This window comes from uncultured Bacteroides sp., assembly GCF_902491285.1.
In the GTDB taxonomy this organism is placed as follows: domain Bacteria; phylum Bacteroidota; class Bacteroidia; order Bacteroidales; family Bacteroidaceae; genus Bacteroides.
Map to the genome: position 1 here is coordinate 1 of NZ_CABUHK010000023.1, position 17,181 is coordinate 17,181.

Consider the following 17,181-nt stretch of genomic DNA (forward strand, 5'->3'; position numbering starts at 1 on the left):
GATACCGTTTATAATAAACGGTGCAAGAATTTATTAGAAACGTTGACGGGGATTTAATATAAAAGATAAACTTTTTTCTGTGTAAGGGGATGTTTCTGACTTGAATTTCGTTTTGTTACGCATGTGAAGTGGTAAAATAATGTTATACAAATAATATGTACTTTCTTAGTTGGTATACTTTATCGGGCTGATACAAATCTAATACGGGAAAGTGCGTATTGTGGAATATAGTATTTAATTTAATGCAAATGACTATCTGTATTCCTTTCTCTATTGCTATTTTTTCGGGTAACTGCAAGATGTCATTTTCCGCATTATTCTGCATATTGTACTCGAATGAAATAGAGAAATCGTTCATTGGATCCGCTCCAATAGAGATTCTAGGATTTATGTGTGAAAGAAATTGTTTCGTATTCTCAATCCATTCATTCCATTTGGAAGAAGTTTGTTTCTAGACAGAGGTGGCAAAGAGACGATAAAACTCATTTTCGGTGCGGCAAGAAAAGATATCTATATAAACGACTTTCCTCTTATTATCTTGTGATAGCTGGGCTACTTTCTTAACGAGCGATGTTTTTCCCCATCTTCTAGGAGAAATAAGTACTGTATTTACTCCATGTGCAAAGTTGAGGAGTAAACGTTAAGTCTCTTTCTCCCTGTCCGTAAAGTTATTACCGGAGGTGGCTACACCAAAAACAAAAGGTTTTTCCATGATAATTCTCTTTGTTGCAATGAGCAAATGTGATCTCTGAAATAACTAATAAGTTTGTTAGTAACAAAGTTGTTAGTTGTATATATGTTAGTTTGTATTGTTATACTTTTATTGGGTGACAAGTATAGTATGAACGCATTCTCCGAAAATTAATTAGTTTGTATATTTGATTAATAATTAGTACGTTACTGTTTCATTCTGATAGCTCATAGATGACGAAAGAAGACACAATGGGGACAAAAGGGGACTGGGCGGTATGTGCCCCGTTATATCTTTGCAGAGTCATTCAAACAAAGAGAATGGCATACAGATAACCCTTATTTTTTTAACCATTTAAACTTTAACAATTATGGCTTTAGAGTATGTAGTAACAAAACGTGTGTTCGGTTTTGACAAGGACAAAAACGAGAAGTATGTAGCGAAATCGGTTCGTTCCGGTAGAGTAAATTTCACCAAAATGTGTCGTAAAGTAAGTCAACTTTGTGGCGTTCACCGCAAGGTGGTAGATCTAGTAGTCAGTGGCCTGGTGGATATTATGGCAGAGGATATTGACGACGGAAAGAGCGTACAATTAGGTGAGTTTGGCATCTTTAATCCCACTATTCACACGAAAAGTGCAGATGATGCGAAAGATGTGTCGGCGAAATCAATCATTCAAAGGAAGATTAACTTCTATCCGGGAAAAATTTTCAAGAATACGTTGGAAGATATGAGCATCACCCGTCGTGTGGAGATTGAAACGGATTATACGGATGGAAGTAGTAACGGTGGTAATACCGGCGGAAATCCGGGTTCCGGTGATGATGGGAAAGGGGATGACGGTGAGACACCGGATCCGGCTGCATAATTAGGCTGGTTTTGTCTTGGAAGTGGCTTTAGAGTAGTAGTGATGCACAGAGAATCGGATTAATAACCGATAATCTGTGCATTTCTTATTACTTAATTATTAATCATGCGAAAATGTCACTTCTTTGGATATAAGCTATCACATCTCCTTTATGGACATTATCACCTTGCTGTGCGCATACTTCAACAATACGCCCGGTAAATCCGGTAAATACTTTTTCGTATTCTCCCCACGGAGTGGAAAGATAACATAGTACAGAATCGTGTTGATATTTGCACCCGATGAATGGCGCGGTCGACGGTCCTTCTACGGACACCTCCCAAAGTACTTGTCCGTTGGCGGGGGCAATGACGGGGTCGGCTTTCGCACGTTTCAGTTTCTTTATCTCTTCTTCCGAATAGCCATTCTTTACCATGGATGCATCTTTGGCACGTTGCAGTTCTTCCTCAAAACGCTTCTTGGCAGCGCCCGATTTATAGTCGCGATATTGACGGTCGTGCATAGCCAATTCAAAGAGTTCTTCATCATCTTCTCCATATTCCCAGCCGTTCTCGTCCATTTCCTTGCGGTAGTTATCCAAAGCATCCGGATAGTTCAACTGCGGGTCTGTATCGACAAATTCATATCCTTTGGATTTTGCCAGTTCCACAATCTCCGGTGCAAGAGTGCCGGGAAGACGTCCGCTTTTGCCTAAAATCATGTCCCAGGTGTGATTGTCTATCATTGTCCAGCGTTCTTCACCTTTCACCAGTTGCATGAGGTTCATTAATGCAACGTTCTTTACATACTGGCTGAAAGGGGTTACTAAAGGGGGATAGCCTAACTTGGGCCATACATATTCCACTTCATCGAAAAGCATGACAAGCAGGTCGTCAATATTGAGTTCCGGTTCGTTCTTGCTTCTTAATATCATATTGATGCCGGAATGTACACCTTTCAGGTCTGCCATCATAGAACCCATCATTCCACCCGGTAAACCACACTTTAATAGAAGTGAGGACATATACTTGTTGGTGGTATCCATGAAATAACCTAAGAAATCGTCAATGAATTCTTGCGTCATGGCACGGGCTTTCATATATGCTTTCATGTTTATGTCAGGAACCTGGAATCCCAAGTCCTTTAACATTGCCTGTACGGAAATAATGTCCGGATGAACCTTGCCCCAGGACATGGGCTCCATGGCTACATCGATAATATCCGCACCGTTCTCACAGACTTCGAGGATAGATGCCATAGATAATCCGGGACCGCTATGACCGTGGTACTGTATCAATATCTCCGGGTGTTTTTCTTTAATAGTCTTGACCAGTCGTCCTAACATACCCGGACGTCCCACGCCTGCCATATCTTTTAAGCAGATTTCCGGTGCGCCGACAGCAATTAACTGATCGGCAATTCGGGCATAATATTCAACGGTATGCACCGGAGAGTAAGTAATGCAGAGCGTTGCTTGTGGTATCATGCCTGCATCCAAAGCATACTTAATGGAAGGAATTATGTTTCTCGTCTCATTCAGTCCGCAGAAGATACGTGTAATGTCTACGCCTTGTGCATGTTTGACTTTATACATCAGTCTGCGCACGTCTGCGGGAACAGGATACATTCGCAACGCATTCAGACCGCGGTCAAGCATATGCGTTTGGATGCCAGCTTCTCTGAAAGGTTGAGTGAAAGCACGGACGGCTTTGTTGGGGTTTTCACCGTATAACAGGTTTACTTGCTCGAAAGCACCCCCATTGGTTTCAACTCGTGCGAAACACCCCATTTCAATAATTAAAGGAGCTATACGTACTAGTTGGTCAACTCGCGGCTGATATTTACCGGAAGACTGCCACATGTCCCGATAAACAAGACTAAACTTAATTTCCTTTTTCATTGTAGTCAGCATTAAACGTTCTTTTTTCGGTTAACTTCACATATACAAATATAAAGGAATATTCTGACATATAGTCAATTAAATGCTTGATAATATAGGTGAAAAGATATGTTATATATCATAATGCAAGTAGATAGGAACTTTTCGCTCTTGTTTAGGCTTGGTCTTATGTTAAACTGATTCAGCGGGTGGGTAATTGGCTTTTATGTAAAAGAGCAACCTTTTAAGTGAGAATGGTGAAAAAAAATCCCCTGTCGGCACGCCGGCAGGGGATTCTGTCATTAATCAAATTGTCTCTCAACTCGAAAACTAGCAGTTTTTTAGTCTTTCAATTTCGCGATGATGAAGTCACGGTTCAAGCGGGCGATGTTGCTGATAGAAATGTTCTTCGGACATTCAGCCTCGCAAGCGCGAGTGTTGGTACAGTTACCGAAGCCCAGTTCGTCCATTTTGGACAACATGGCTTTTGCACGACGCAAAGCTTCCGGTTTACCTTGCGGGAGCAAGTTCAACTGGCTGACCTTTGCAGAAACGAACAACATGGCAGAACCATTCTTACATGCAGCTACACAAGCACCGCAACCGATACAGGAAGCGGCATCCATAGCTTCGTCAGCGATAGGTTTTGCAATCAGGATAGCGTTGGCATCCTGAGGAGCACCTGTGCGGACGCTTACATAGCCACCGGCCTGCATAATCTTGTCATAGGCAGTACGGTCTACCATCAAGTCCTTGATAACAGGGAACCCTGCCGAACGCCAAGGTTCAACAGTGATTGTGTCACCGTCGTTGAAACGGCGCATATAAATCTGGCAAGTAGTAGCACCTGTTGCAGGACCGTGCGGATGTCCGTTGATATACAGGGAACACATACCGCAGATACCTTCGCGACAGTCATGGTCGAATACGATAGGTTCTTTTCCATCGCTGATTAACTGTTCGTTCAGGATATCCAGCATTTCAAGGAATGAAGTATCACCGGGGATATCCTTCATTTGGTAGGTTTCAAAAGCACCTTTAGCCTTCGGGCCGGCCTGGCGCCATACCTTCAGTGTAAATGATATATTCTTATCCATTTTCTTCTAATTCTTTTTAATGTTTAACTTCGCCGATTAGCTCTTGTAGTTACGGGTCTGAACCTTGATAGCTTCGTAAACCAACGGTTCTTTGTACAATACCGGAGCCTTTTCATCGTCGCCCTGATATTCCCAGCATGCTACGTAGAAGAAGTTTTCGTCATCACGTTTTGCTTCTCCTTCTTCGGTCTGGTATTCTTCGCGGAAGTGACCACCACAACTTTCGTTACGGTTCAATGCATCGTAAGCAACAAGCTCACCCATAGTGATGAAGTCGTACAGACGGATTGCTTTGTCAAGCTCTACGTTCATTCCTTCTTTAGAACCAGGGATAAACAGATTAGTTTCGAATTCCTTGCGGATTTCTTTCAGTGCGGCGATACCTTTCTTCAAGCCTTCTGCCGTACGTCCCATACCTACGTATTCCCACATGATGTGACCCAGTTTCTTGTGGATAGAATCAACTGATTCCTTACCTTGGATGCTCATGAACTTGTCAATCTTAGCCTGAACTGCCTTTTCTGCTTCAGCAAATTCGGGAAGGTCAGTAGAGAAACGAGGAACAGTAATCTGGTCTGCCAGGTAGTTTTGGATAGTGTAAGGCAATACGAAGTAACCGTCAGCGAGACCTTGCATCAATGCAGAAGCACCGAGGCGGTTTGCACCGTGGTCGGAGAAGTTACATTCACCGATAGCGAACAGTCCCTTGATAGTGGTTTGCAGTTCGTAGTCTACCCAGATACCACCCATTGTATAGTGGATAGCCGGATAAATCATCATCGGATTATAATATTTCACCCCATTGATTTCTTTTGCCAGTTCGCCCGGGTTGACATCAGTGATTTCTTCGTACATATCGAAGAGGTTACCGTAACGTTGAAGAACAACGTCAATGCCCAAACGGTTGATGGCTTCAGAGAAATCGAGGAATACAGCCAAGCCGGTATTGTTTACACCGAAACCTGCGTCGCAACGTTCTTTGGCGGCACGGCTGGCAACGTCACGCGGAACGAGGTTACCGAATGCCGGATAGCGGCGTTCCAAGTAATAGTCGCGGTCTTCTTCAGGAATATCGCTTCCTTTGATTTCGCCTTTTTGGAGTTTCACTGCGTCTTCTTTCTTCTTCGGAACCCAGATACGACCGTCGTTACGGAGAGATTCGGACATCAGAGTCAGTTTGGACTGTTTGTCACCGTGTACCGGGATACAAGTCGGGTGAATCTGAACATATGCAGGGTTAGCGAATACAGCACCTTTGCGGTAACAAGAGATGGCAGCCGTACAGTTACAACCCATAGCGTTGGTAGACAGGAAGTAAGCGTTACCGTAACCACCGGTAGCGATAACTACGGCATGAGCGGCGAAACGTTCCAGTTTACCTGTGATTAAGTTTTTAGCGATGATACCGCGGGCACGTCCGTCAACGATGACAACGTCCTGCATTTCGTAACGTGTGTACAGTTTTACAGTACCTACGTTCACCTGGCGGCTCAGTGCGGAGTAGGCGCCCAGCAACAACTGCTGACCTGTCTGACCTTTAGCATAGAAAGTACGTGATACCTGGGCACCACCGAAAGAACGGTTGTCCAGCGTACCGCCGTATTCGCGGGCAAAGGGAACACCCTGAGCCACACATTGGTCGATGATAGCGTTGGATACTTCAGCCAGACGATATACGTTAGCTTCGCGGGCACGGTAGTCACCGCCTTTTACTGTATCGTAGAACAGACGGTAAACGGAGTCGCCATCATTTTGATAATTCTTAGCAGCATTGATACCACCCTGTGCAGCGATAGAGTGTGCACGGCGCGGAGAGTCCTGGATACAGAAGTTGAACACTCTGAAACCCATTTCACCGAGTGAAGCAGCGGCAGAAGCACCTGCCAGACCCGTACCCACAACGATGATATCCAAACGACGCTTGTTAGCGGGGTTCACCAATTTCTGGTGAGCTTTATAGTTAGTCCATTTCTCAGCCACTGGGCCTTCCGGAATCTTTGAATCTATCTTGATCATAATATTATTTACAATTTAATCATTTACAATATCCTATTTAGCAAGCACCGCCGCAAATCAGCGTTTTCACGAAGAATACCACTACTACGAGGGCGAAACCGAGTACAACAATTGTAGAGTAGATGTTGGAGATGCATTTCCAACGGCTAATCCATACTTTGTTGTTCCATCCCAGTGATTGCATGGAGCTCCAGAAACCGTGAGTCAGGTGGAACCACAGCGCAAACAGCCAAACGAGGTAAAGAACTACGTAAACCGGGCAGGAGAAAGTCTGCTGGATGTGATAAGCGCCGTTAGCGGCATAAGCCAGCGTCAGTGTGTCGGCGTGCATGCCCATGTTGTGCATCAGTTCCGGCAACTGCATTTTTGCCCAGAAATTGAAGAGGTGCAGGCCAAGACCTACGATTACGATAATACCCAACACCAGCATGTTCTGGGAAGCCCATTCTACAGTTTTAGGCTTGTCGGTCACTGCATAGCGTTCGCTACCACGCGCTCTGCGATTCTGCATTGTCAGCCAGAATGCGTAGATGATGTGAATGATGAAAAGAGCAGCCAATCCTGCGGTAGCCACTAACGCATACCAGTTTGCTCCCAGGAATTCACAGATCATGTTGTAACCATCAGCCGAGATGATTGCAACCAAGTTCATCGCCATGTGAAATGTTAGAAACAGGACAAGGGCGATACCGGTAACGCTCATCACCACTTTCCTTCCTACAGATGAATTACTTAACCACATAAATGATTGAATTTAAATTATTTAATTGTTAGAACTAAAATTTCGACGTTTTACACCTCTTACAGTCTGCAAAAATAGGGGAAATAGATTGATTGAGCAAGGAATTAAAGAAATAATTCCTTAATCGGCAATCTTTCCGATTTTTTCACCGCTGGCTGCCTTCTTGCGCAGCGCGCGGGGAGTGTCGCCAAAAGAGTCTTTGCAGAAGTGCGCAAAGTGGGACAGGGAATCGAATCCGTATCGGTTGCAGATTTCCGTTATGCGCATTTTAGTGTGTTGAAGGTCTTCCAGGATACCTTCTCGCTTCTTCTCCAGTATCCATTCGTACACAGGTACACCGTAGAGGTTCTTGAAAAGCCGGCGGAAAGTAGTGGTGGTATAACCGCCCAGATGTGCAAATTCTTCCACGTTCTTCACAGTGCTGTAATTTTGCATCACGAAGTAATGGAAACTTTCCGTGTAGGTGCTGATAGGGTAGAAGAAAGAACTTAATTGCGGCAAGGGGTAGAAGTTGGTAATCAGGAAAACCAGCTCTTTGCACTTCAGCTCAATGTATTTGCTGCAAGGGGATTCCTCATTGAGGAATTCAGGCATACTGGTGATTAGATGAAAGAGTCTTTCGCTCATAATCATCGGAGTATAGGTGAGAGGGGCTTCTGCTTGTTCCATCACTTCCTTGTAACGGTCTTCGCAAAGCAACGGCAGTTCGTTGAACCAGTACACAATGTATTCGACATCTGTAAGTGCCAGGAGTTCTATCTTTGAGCCGATGGCTTGCAGGATGAACTGTTTTTCACGCAATATGTTTCCCGGATATTCTTCGCTATTGATAAGCAGCTCGCCTTTTATCATAAAAATCATACAGTTTTGCGTACACTTATCCTTCGGGATATGCTCTCCCTTAGGTAAGTTTTTATGTGCAAGGATGTTCTCTGCGGCTCTGGGGCATCCTTCACAGTTTGTATATTGTATGCAAAAAGAATCTCCTGGCATGAGTTTTATTTCATGAATTGTTATCTTCGGGGAACAAAGATAAGCTTTTTTGCGGAAAATGAAATGTTTTCTTGTATTTATGTTTCAGTGAAATGTTTTATATGATTCTTGATTTGTTTCAGATAATCCGAAGGAGAAACACCGAACTCATCTTTAAAACATTGGCGGAAATATCCTGTACTGTTCATTCCTACCTTGTAAGCAATTTCGGAAATGTTGTATTTTCCTTCAAGTAATAAGCGTTCCGCATTCTCCATTTTTACTTTTCGGATGTATTCATTGGTCGACAGTCCGGTCAACGCTTTCATTTTCCGGTAAAGGGTAGAACTACTCATACACATCTTATCTGAAAGGTAAGTGATATCAATCTTTTCCGAAGAAAGGTTCTCTTCAATTAATAGTGTAATCCTTCCGATAAATTCATTGTCAAGTTTACTCAGCGCTTCGGTAATCAGCGTACGTTTCTCATTTAAGGCTGTATGACTGTTTGGAGTAGGCTGCGACTGGAATTGTGCAACCAGTTTCTTCCTTGATTCAAGCAGATTATTGATGCGGCTGCGCAGCAACGAAGCACTGAACGGCTTCGTCAGATAAGAATCTGCCCCTACCTCGTATCCTTCTTCCTTGTCCTGCAAGGAATCTTTCGCGGTCAACAGTATGATAGGAATATGGCTTGTACGTACATCATCTTTCAACTGCCGGCATAGCGTGATACCGTCCATGACAGGCATCATAATATCGCTGACTATAATATCGGGAATATGGTCGAGAGCCTGTTGTTTCCCTTCTTCGCCATTGTTGGCTGTGATGACTTCAAAAGAATCTGAGAAAGACTCGGCAATGTAGTTTTGTATTTCCTCATTATCTTCTACAATCAACAGGATAGGTTTGCCGCTATCCATTGCTGCATCCTGTATATCTTTCGAGACAGCATCCCGCCTTTCTTCCTTTTCAGCCAGTTCTGTTGAATCGGTGTGTAACGCATTTGGGTAGATATTATCCGTCAGCAGACTGATATAGAAAGTACTCCCTTCGTTTTGCGTACTCTCAACGCGAATTTCCCCTTCATGCAGTTCCACGAGATTTCTGACCAAAGCTAGTCCGATACCTGTTCCGGACGCCTGATGCGAACCGCTTTCCTGATAATAACGGTCGAAAATATGCGGCAGAGCCTCGGCTGAAATTCCGTATCCGGTATCGCTGACTTTAATCTCCGTATAAGCCACTTCATTGCGTGCCGTTTGATAAAGACTCAGTGTGATGCATCCCTGTTCTGTATATTTGATAGCATTGGAAATCAGATTATCCAGAATAATGGTAACGATTTCCTTGTCAAAGAAAAGAAGCATCTCCTCTTTCTCTATCTGAATCCGGAAGTCAATCTTTGTTTTCTGGTTGAGTTCCTTGTATTTAAGCCCTGTCTCGTAGATTAGGGGGGCGATATTGCCTTTGCAGACACATAATTTCTTGTTCTGTGTCTCCGTCTTGCGGAACTCCAATATCTGATTAATCAGATTGAGCAACCGGAGTGCACTTTGATGAATGACGGACAGCTTCTGCGCCTGTTTTACCGGAAGAGACTGGTCTTTCTGCATATCTTCCAAAGGCCCGAGGATTAATGTCAGCGGTGTGCGCAGTTCATGGGTGATATTCGTGTAGAAACGCAGGCGTTCCACATTCAACTCCTGTTCTTGTTCGTGATTCTTCTTCTCCAGTGTATAGAGGCTTTCTAAATCCAGCTTCTTTTTGTAAGCGTGCAGAATAAGATAGATGATACTGACAGATACCAGTATGTAGACCAACTTCGCCCACCACGTCAGCCAGATGGGTGGATTAATCCGGATGGTGAGCGAAGTAGCTTCGCCCGGCCATTCTTGATTATGCACCCGCGCTTTGATAAGGAATTCATATTTCCCCGGCGGGATATTCCGGAAAGTGACGCTGTTGTTCTCGTTGACTGTGTACCATGAGTTTTCGAGTCCTTTCAGCATATAGGCATACTCCATTTGGTTGACAAGGGAGTAGTTCTGTACATTGAATGTCAGGCTGAATGTATTTTGGGCATGGGTCAATTCCACTTCTTTTCCTTCCAACAGTGAGACAAAGGTGTCATTGCTTTCCTGATTATCCAGCCGCTCGAATATTTTCATTTCCGTGATGATGATTGGCGGCGTTTTAAGTTCGCTCATTGTGATGTTGGGAGTAAAGCAGCACACCCCGTTGATAGAACCGAAATAGATAGCCCCGTCCATATTCCTTGCTACACTGGCACTCATAAAACTTCCGGCAGGCACATCGTCCGAGTGACCGTAATAATAGAAACAATCTTTTTCTGTCACATAGCAGCCGATACCTTTGTTACTGCTGAACCAGATATTTCCCGTTTCGTCTTCGGTGATAGCTTGGATACACGTATTGACAAGACCGTCTTTGCGTTGATAAGTCTTGTAATCCAAATCGTTCATAGGATTGAAACATACCAGCCCGTCTCCGGTAGCTATCCACATTCTTTTTTGTTTGTCCCGGTAGATTTGATTGATAGTGTTGGAGCAGAAACCTTCTCTTTGAATATACTTCCTTATTAAGTGGAAGTCCGGTGAATAAACCCCCATTCCATCGCCGAATGTGCCAATCCAGAAGCGTCCTTTCTCGTCCTGTGCGATACTCCGGATGAAATTGCCATGCAGCTCACTGTTGCCGGTGTGGTAATGTTGAATGACTTTCATATTGTCGGGATTGTAGACGAATATCCCTTCACTGCATCCTATCCAGATACGGTGCTGGCTGTCTTCGTAAAAGGTGCGGACATCCAGATTGGATTTCCCCATTGGGGAGATTGAACGGAATGCCTTTACACGGGTGTTATAATAGCTGATACTTCCTTGAAAAGCACCGAACCATAGATTGTCTCTGGAATCACGGAAAGCGGTCAGAACAGAGTTTGCCTGTAAATCTCCTGTTTCCTTTTTATATATGGCAATCCGTTTGTTATTCTTAAACACATTGATTCCGCTACCGTCCGTACCTATCCACAGACGTCCTTGGCTATCGGCGCAGATACTGCTTACCACCTTATTGTTCAGACTGTTCTCATTGTCGTGGATAGGAGAATAATCAATAGTCGTGAATAAAGGGGGCTCACTGCTGATAAAGTTGATTCCGCCGCCCCATGTCCCAATCCAAATGTTATTGAAAGAGTCCTGATAGATATACCGCACACTGGCATTGGAAAGGCTGCGGTTATCGTCCCCTTCCCGTAGAAATTCGAAAGTAATCTGTTTGGGTGAAAAGAACTGGCTCTGCTTCAGGTCGAGTATGGCGATACCGTTCAATTCGGACGCAATCCATAATTTATTATCATTCAGTTGCTTGATAGAGAAGATGCGGCTGGAGAGTGTACCATGTTTGTCGTTCGGATTCTGACGGAAGGTTATAAAGTTTTGGGTCGTGGCATTATAGAGGGCCAGACCGTTGTCTGTCCCAAGCCATATATTTCCGTTATTGTCTTTTAGTATAGTCCGTACATCATTCCCAGGCAGGCTGTTGGGATTGTCCGGTTCATTTTTGAAGTTCCTTACACTCTTGTCTTTCAAGGAAAGTATGCTGAAACCTCCGTTCACATGTCCGATATAAAGATTGTCGTCTCCACCATCTAATACGGTCCATGTCTGTTCGCAGCCTAATGCCGGAACGGTTGTCTTGTTGTAATGCGTGAACTGTCCGGTGGTAGTATTGAGATAGTCTATGCCTCTATAATAAGTACTTATCCATAATCCGTCCATACTTTCTGTGGAAGCGGCTATATCCGTGACATCGTTTGTTATCAGGCTATGCGGATTCTGCGGGTCATGCTGATAAGCGGTAAATGTCAGCGAATGATAATTGTAGGCATTTAACCCGTCACGTTGCGTAGCAATCCATACAATGGGACGTTCCGGGTCGGCATATATCCGGTTAAGTTCATTCCCGGTGATACTTTGGGAATTCTTGGACGGGTCGTTCTTATAAAAGGTGATGAAACGGGTGCCGTCAAACTTATTGAGCCCTTCTTCCGTGGCAAACCACAGGAACCCTTGCTTGTCCTGCGCGATACTGACTACATAATTATTAGAAAGTCCTTGCTCAATACCCAACCGTTTTACAGAATAAGGTTGCGCTGTCAGTTGGGAGACTGATAATAAAGACAGGAAAAGAAATAAAGTGCCAAACGCAATGTGTTTTCTCATAACTCGTGCCTATTCGTTTCATTTACAGGTTCAAAAATAGGAATAAATATTTTATTTAGCGTATGTAAATCGTGCATTGCATGATTTGTGATGCTTCTCTGCATGATTTTTATCTGTTTTTATAATAGGAATGGTCTAAATTTGTGATGTCGATTTAAAATATTCATATATAGATAAATCGTACTAAGACAATATTAATCATTAAATACTAATTATTATGAAAGCTAAATTGTTGCATGGCACGGTTTTGTGGACTTTCCTTTCGGCTACGGCCTTATTGGTTGGATGCAGTGATGATAAAGACTACAAAGATGTAGATGGACAGTCTCCAACTCTTGAATTAACTTCCGGACATATCCGTACTTTGACAGGATATGAATTTAAAATTACCGGTAAGATAGCGGATAAGGACGGTATCCGTTCAATTAGATTACAATCTGATGAACTTTATCTGGATAAAACGATTGAATTGCTGGCTCTTTATTCTGAACCATTGTATGAATATAACCTGAATTATGGTTTCACTATTCCTGAGAAGACTAAAGGGGAGAGTTTCAGTGTAAAGATAACTGTAACCGACCTGGGCGGACGCACTGTAGAGGATGATGTATTGATAACAATGGATGGTGATTATACAGAGCCGGTTTTAAAACCTTCTATCGGTCTTCTGAGTGATAATATAAATATTGTATTATCTGAAGGAACTTCTAAAACTTTCTGGTTTACAGCGGAGGATAATAAAGAATTGGATTATCTGGAGTTGGCTGTCCCCAATTTGGATATTTTGGAACATGTAGATGTTGAAGGAGAAGATTTGAAAAAAGGAACATTGAAAACTACCATAGTCTTTCCTTCTGACAAAACAGGGACTTACACTTTAGTAATACGTGCTGTTGATGCTTTGGGCAATGTTGCGGAGAAGAATTATTCAGTACTTGTTTCCAGAGTGAAAGATTATGAGAACATGTATTTGGTTGATTTTGAGGGAACAGATACTAAGTTGCTTACAGGGAATGACGTATGGGGAGTTCCAATGCCCATAGAACGTGTTGCAAACTTTACTTATAAGGCTCGTTGCTATTCACCTGCGGCAAATACTCCGATTCGTTTTATTACAAGTAAATATAGTTTTAGTATCTGCTTTGGTGACGATATAAATAATCCGGGAAAATTAACAGGTATCTCTGGAGATATACAACCGATTATTTTGCCGGAAAAGGGTTATTATGAAATAAACTTCAATACTGAAGAGGGAGTTTATGAAGTAGAAGCTTATGATCCGGGAGTACCGGTGATTGACGGACTCAAAATGGGCTTTGTCGGTGGATGGTTTGATAATGCCAAAGGCTGGGACGGACCTAAAAATGTGTATGAATTGACTCAGGATTCTGATAATCCACATTGTCTTACCGCTGAACTGACTTGGAGTAAACAAGACTCTTTTGATGTAACAATAACTCCTTATAGTGCAGCGGGTGACTGGTTGGAACCCGGCTGGCGGTTTGATGGTAAAAATGAATCATTTGCAACAGGTGTCAATGACTCATCGAAAAAGGTGCCGGTAGGTACATACACTTTTATCTTTGATACACATCTTGTTCAGTCTAAGTTGTTGAAGAAATAATTAAAATAATGCTATAAAAACATGAAGCGATATCTATTTTTGTTATTATCGTTCTTTACGCTGAGCCTTTATGCTCAGCAGGGAAGTCTGACTGGTACTGCTATTGCAGCGAGTGATAAGGAACCAATGATTGGTTTGACTGTTTTGGTGAAAGGTACGACCAATGGAACTGTTACTGATTTGGATGGAAATTACACATTGGCTAATGTTTCCGGGGATGCGACTATTGTGTTCTCCATGATCGGGTATAAGACGCAGGAAATCAGAGTCAATGGGAAAAGCATAATCAATGTCGTGATGGAGGACGATACACAAGCTTTGGAGGAAGTTGTTGTTATCGGTTATGGTGCTGTGAAAAAGAGCGATCTGACAAGTTCTATATCTGCCATCAAGGGCGATGAACTGAGGAAGTTGGCTGGTGGTAACGCGATGAATGCTTTGCAGGGAAAGATTAATGGTGTACAGATTACTGGTGGCGGCGGTCCGGGAACTTCACCTCGTGTCATTATCCGTGGTGTATCTACTGTCAATGGTTCTGACCCATTATATGTAGTGGATGGAATGCCGGTGGGAACTAATATTAATTTTCTCGATCAGAATGATATTGAATCTATGCAAGTTCTGAAAGATGCCTCTGCAGCAGCTATTTACGGTACACGTGGGTCTAATGGTGTTGTCCTTATTACTACCAAGAAAGGTAAAAAGGGAGCTACTCAGTTTGGTTTCTCTGCTTCTGCCGGGTTTCAGACACTGAAAAAGCCGGATATGGCAAAAGCTTCCGAGTACGAATATGTGTTTAAGGCGCGTTATATCAATGATAATGCCGAACCGCGTTACAATAGTAAAGAGAATATTACCGACGCAGAAGGCACGGACTGGTGGGATGAAAGTATGAAGAAGACAGCATTGATTCATAATTATAACTTTAACTTCTCGGGTGGTACGGATAAATTGCTCTATTCGGCTAATATCGGTTACTTCGGACAAGACTCGCAATATACTGTTGGTAACTGGCAGAAGCTGACTGCACGTTTCAGTATGGAGTATACTTTTAATAGCATAGTGAAAGCGGGTATTGATTTCACTCCGAAATATGAGAATTGGACAGATACTCCAAATCTGTTGGGGAACATAATGGCTATGGATCCGACTACTCCTATCATGCGTTCTCAAAGCGAGTGGACTACTAATGTATACGATAATTACGCACGTTCCAGCAATAATTTGGTATGGAATCCGGTTGCGCAGTTGGCACGTATGGACAAACACAGCGATGAATATGGTTTATTGGCCAATCCTTATGTAAACATTGAACCGGTTAAGGGGTTGGTAATCCGTTCACAGTTCGGTGTGAACGCCCGCTTCCGTATTTCGGATGAATTCACTCCTGCTTTCAATATAGATACGTTGGAGAAATCCGATTACAGTAAAGCCTATCGTAAGACGGATAATTGGGTAGACTGGAACTGGACAAATACGGTAAACTGGATTAAGAGCTTCAACCGGAAGCACAATTTGAATGTGATGGCCGGATATACGATGGAACGTTTTCAGGAATATTGGTTGGAAGGCTCCAAGGAACGTACGCCTACTAATGAAGAGAACCTGCACTATGTTTCGGCTGGTACACAGAATCCACAAACAGCAGGTGTAAATGCGTATTCTTCATTGATTTCTTATTTAGGTCGTGTGATGTATAATTATAACGATCGTTATTATCTGACTGCTTCTATTCGTGTGGACGGTTCTTCCAAATTTATGAAAGACAACCAGTATGCAACTTTTCCCGCAGTGTCTGCAGCGTGGCGTATTTCTGAGGAACCATTTATGAAGCGGCAGCATATATTTGATAATTTGAAGATTCACGGCGGATGGGGACGTGTAGGAAATCAAAATATTGACAATTCTGCTTATCAGTCCACTATCGGGGCTGCAGACTATGTTTTCGGTGGCAATCGTGAAATAGGTACGGCGGTAGGCTCAATAGGTAACTCGTTGATTAGATGGGAGACTGTAGAAGATTACAATGTCGGTATTGATATGGCATTCTTGAAAAAACGTTTGTCGGTAACTGCAGAATGGTTCCGTAAGGAATCTCATGATATGTTACTGAAAAAGGACAATATGCTGATATTGGGTTTCCCGATGTGGAACGGTCAAATGTGGGAAAATGTAGGTAAGATGAGAGCTACCGGTTGGGAACTTTCTGTCAATTGGGAAGATCGCAAAGGTGATTTCGATTACGGGATTGGTGTGAACTTGTCTTCTGTCAAGAACAAAGCTATTAAATTATTGGGTTCTACTCCGATTAATGCCGGTAGTTTCAATGGAGATTACATCATCCGCAATGAAGAAGGGGGCGAGATTAGTCGTTTCTACGGATATATAGCTGACGGAATTTTCCAGAACTGGACGGAGGTGAATGCACATACTGATGAATATGGTACGCGGATTCAGCCGAATGCACAACCGGGAGATATTCGTTTCAAGGATTTGAATCATGACGGAAAGTTGGATGACAACGACAAGACTTTCATTGGAAATGCGTTCCCTGATCTGATGATTGGTATTAATGCCCGTTTATCATGGAAAAACATAGACTTTGCAGCCAACTTCTACGGAACGATAGGGAACGATGTGTACAATACGACCAAAGGACGTCACTCGGGTGTATCTGGTGAGAATGTATATGCTGGAACTTATAATGCTTCCTGGCATGGTGAAGGGACAAGTTATGATTTGCCTCGCCTGTCCTATAATGACGCTAACCAGAATTGGACCCGTGTTTCTTCTTTCTATGTGGAAGACGGTTCTTATTTACGCTGCAAACAATTGCAGATTGGATATACATTGCCGAAGAAATGGACAAAGAAGATTTCATTGCGCCTTTCTTTCTCGGCACAGAATCCGTTTACTATTACCGGATATTCAGGAATGGATCCTGAAGCGGCAGCTTTGGGTACTGAGGGAAAAGTGACAGAGTCGGGTATTGACTGGGCGGGATATCCCAACCCGCGTACATATCTTTTTGGAATCAACATGAATTTCTAATGTTATTAACGGAGA

At 43.0% G+C, this 17,181-nt stretch carries 9 protein-coding genes and 1 pseudogene; 3 read left to right on the forward strand and 7 right to left on the reverse strand.

All coding sequences use genetic code 11. The features are described from left to right. Positions 1-241: 241 nt before the first annotated feature. A pseudogene (locus RDN93_RS08075) lies at positions 242-712 on the reverse strand (ATP-binding protein); the annotation flags it as partial. A gap of 349 nt (positions 713-1,061) precedes the next feature. Between RDN93_RS08075 and RDN93_RS08080 the strand changes: the two are divergent. Further along, a complete protein-coding gene (locus RDN93_RS08080; RefSeq protein WP_308745029.1) occupies positions 1,062-1,559 on the forward strand; it encodes an HU family DNA-binding protein in 498 nt (165 codons plus the stop codon). A gap of 103 nt (positions 1,560-1,662) precedes the next feature. Here the strand turns inward: RDN93_RS08080 and RDN93_RS08085 are convergent, their stop codons facing one another. From RDN93_RS08085 to RDN93_RS08110, 6 genes are all read right to left on the reverse strand, one after another. Next, the gene (locus RDN93_RS08085; protein WP_308745030.1) at positions 1,663-3,438 is read right to left on the reverse strand and encodes an oxaloacetate decarboxylase; all 1,776 of its coding nucleotides are present in this window, start codon (positions 3,436-3,438) and stop codon (positions 1,663-1,665) included. 320 nt (positions 3,439-3,758) lie between these two features. Further along, positions 3,759-4,514, reverse strand: a complete 756-nt coding sequence (locus RDN93_RS08090) for a succinate dehydrogenase/fumarate reductase iron-sulfur subunit (protein ID WP_308745031.1) — start codon at positions 4,512-4,514, stop codon at positions 3,759-3,761. A 36-nt stretch (positions 4,515-4,550) separates the two neighbouring features. After that, entirely contained in the window at positions 4,551-6,530 is a 1,980-nt protein-coding gene (locus RDN93_RS08095; RefSeq protein ID WP_308745032.1) for a fumarate reductase/succinate dehydrogenase flavoprotein subunit, read from the reverse strand. 37 nt (positions 6,531-6,567) lie between these two features. Next, entirely contained in the window at positions 6,568-7,272 is a 705-nt protein-coding gene (locus RDN93_RS08100; RefSeq protein WP_308745033.1) for a succinate dehydrogenase/fumarate reductase cytochrome b subunit, read from the reverse strand. A gap of 120 nt (positions 7,273-7,392) precedes the next feature. Then, positions 7,393-8,265: a helix-turn-helix transcriptional regulator gene (locus RDN93_RS08105; RefSeq protein ID WP_308745034.1), complete on the reverse strand. Its 873-nt coding sequence runs from the start codon at positions 8,263-8,265 to the stop codon at positions 7,393-7,395. A 77-nt stretch (positions 8,266-8,342) separates the two neighbouring features. After that, positions 8,343-12,491, reverse strand: a complete 4,149-nt coding sequence (locus tag RDN93_RS08110; protein ID WP_308745035.1) for a two-component regulator propeller domain-containing protein — start codon at positions 12,489-12,491, stop codon at positions 8,343-8,345. Between the two features lie 217 nt (positions 12,492-12,708). Here RDN93_RS08110 and RDN93_RS08115 point away from each other — a divergent pair, with 217 nt between their 5' ends. Together RDN93_RS08115 and RDN93_RS08120 are read left to right on the forward strand one after the other, a co-directional pair. Next, positions 12,709-14,115, forward strand: coding sequence for a hypothetical protein (locus tag RDN93_RS08115; protein WP_308745036.1), 1,407 nt, complete (start codon positions 12,709-12,711; stop codon positions 14,113-14,115). A 21-nt stretch (positions 14,116-14,136) separates the two neighbouring features. Continuing rightward, positions 14,137-17,166, forward strand: coding sequence for a TonB-dependent receptor (locus tag RDN93_RS08120; RefSeq protein WP_308745037.1), 3,030 nt, complete (start codon positions 14,137-14,139; stop codon positions 17,164-17,166). Positions 17,167-17,181 lie beyond the last annotated feature (15 nt).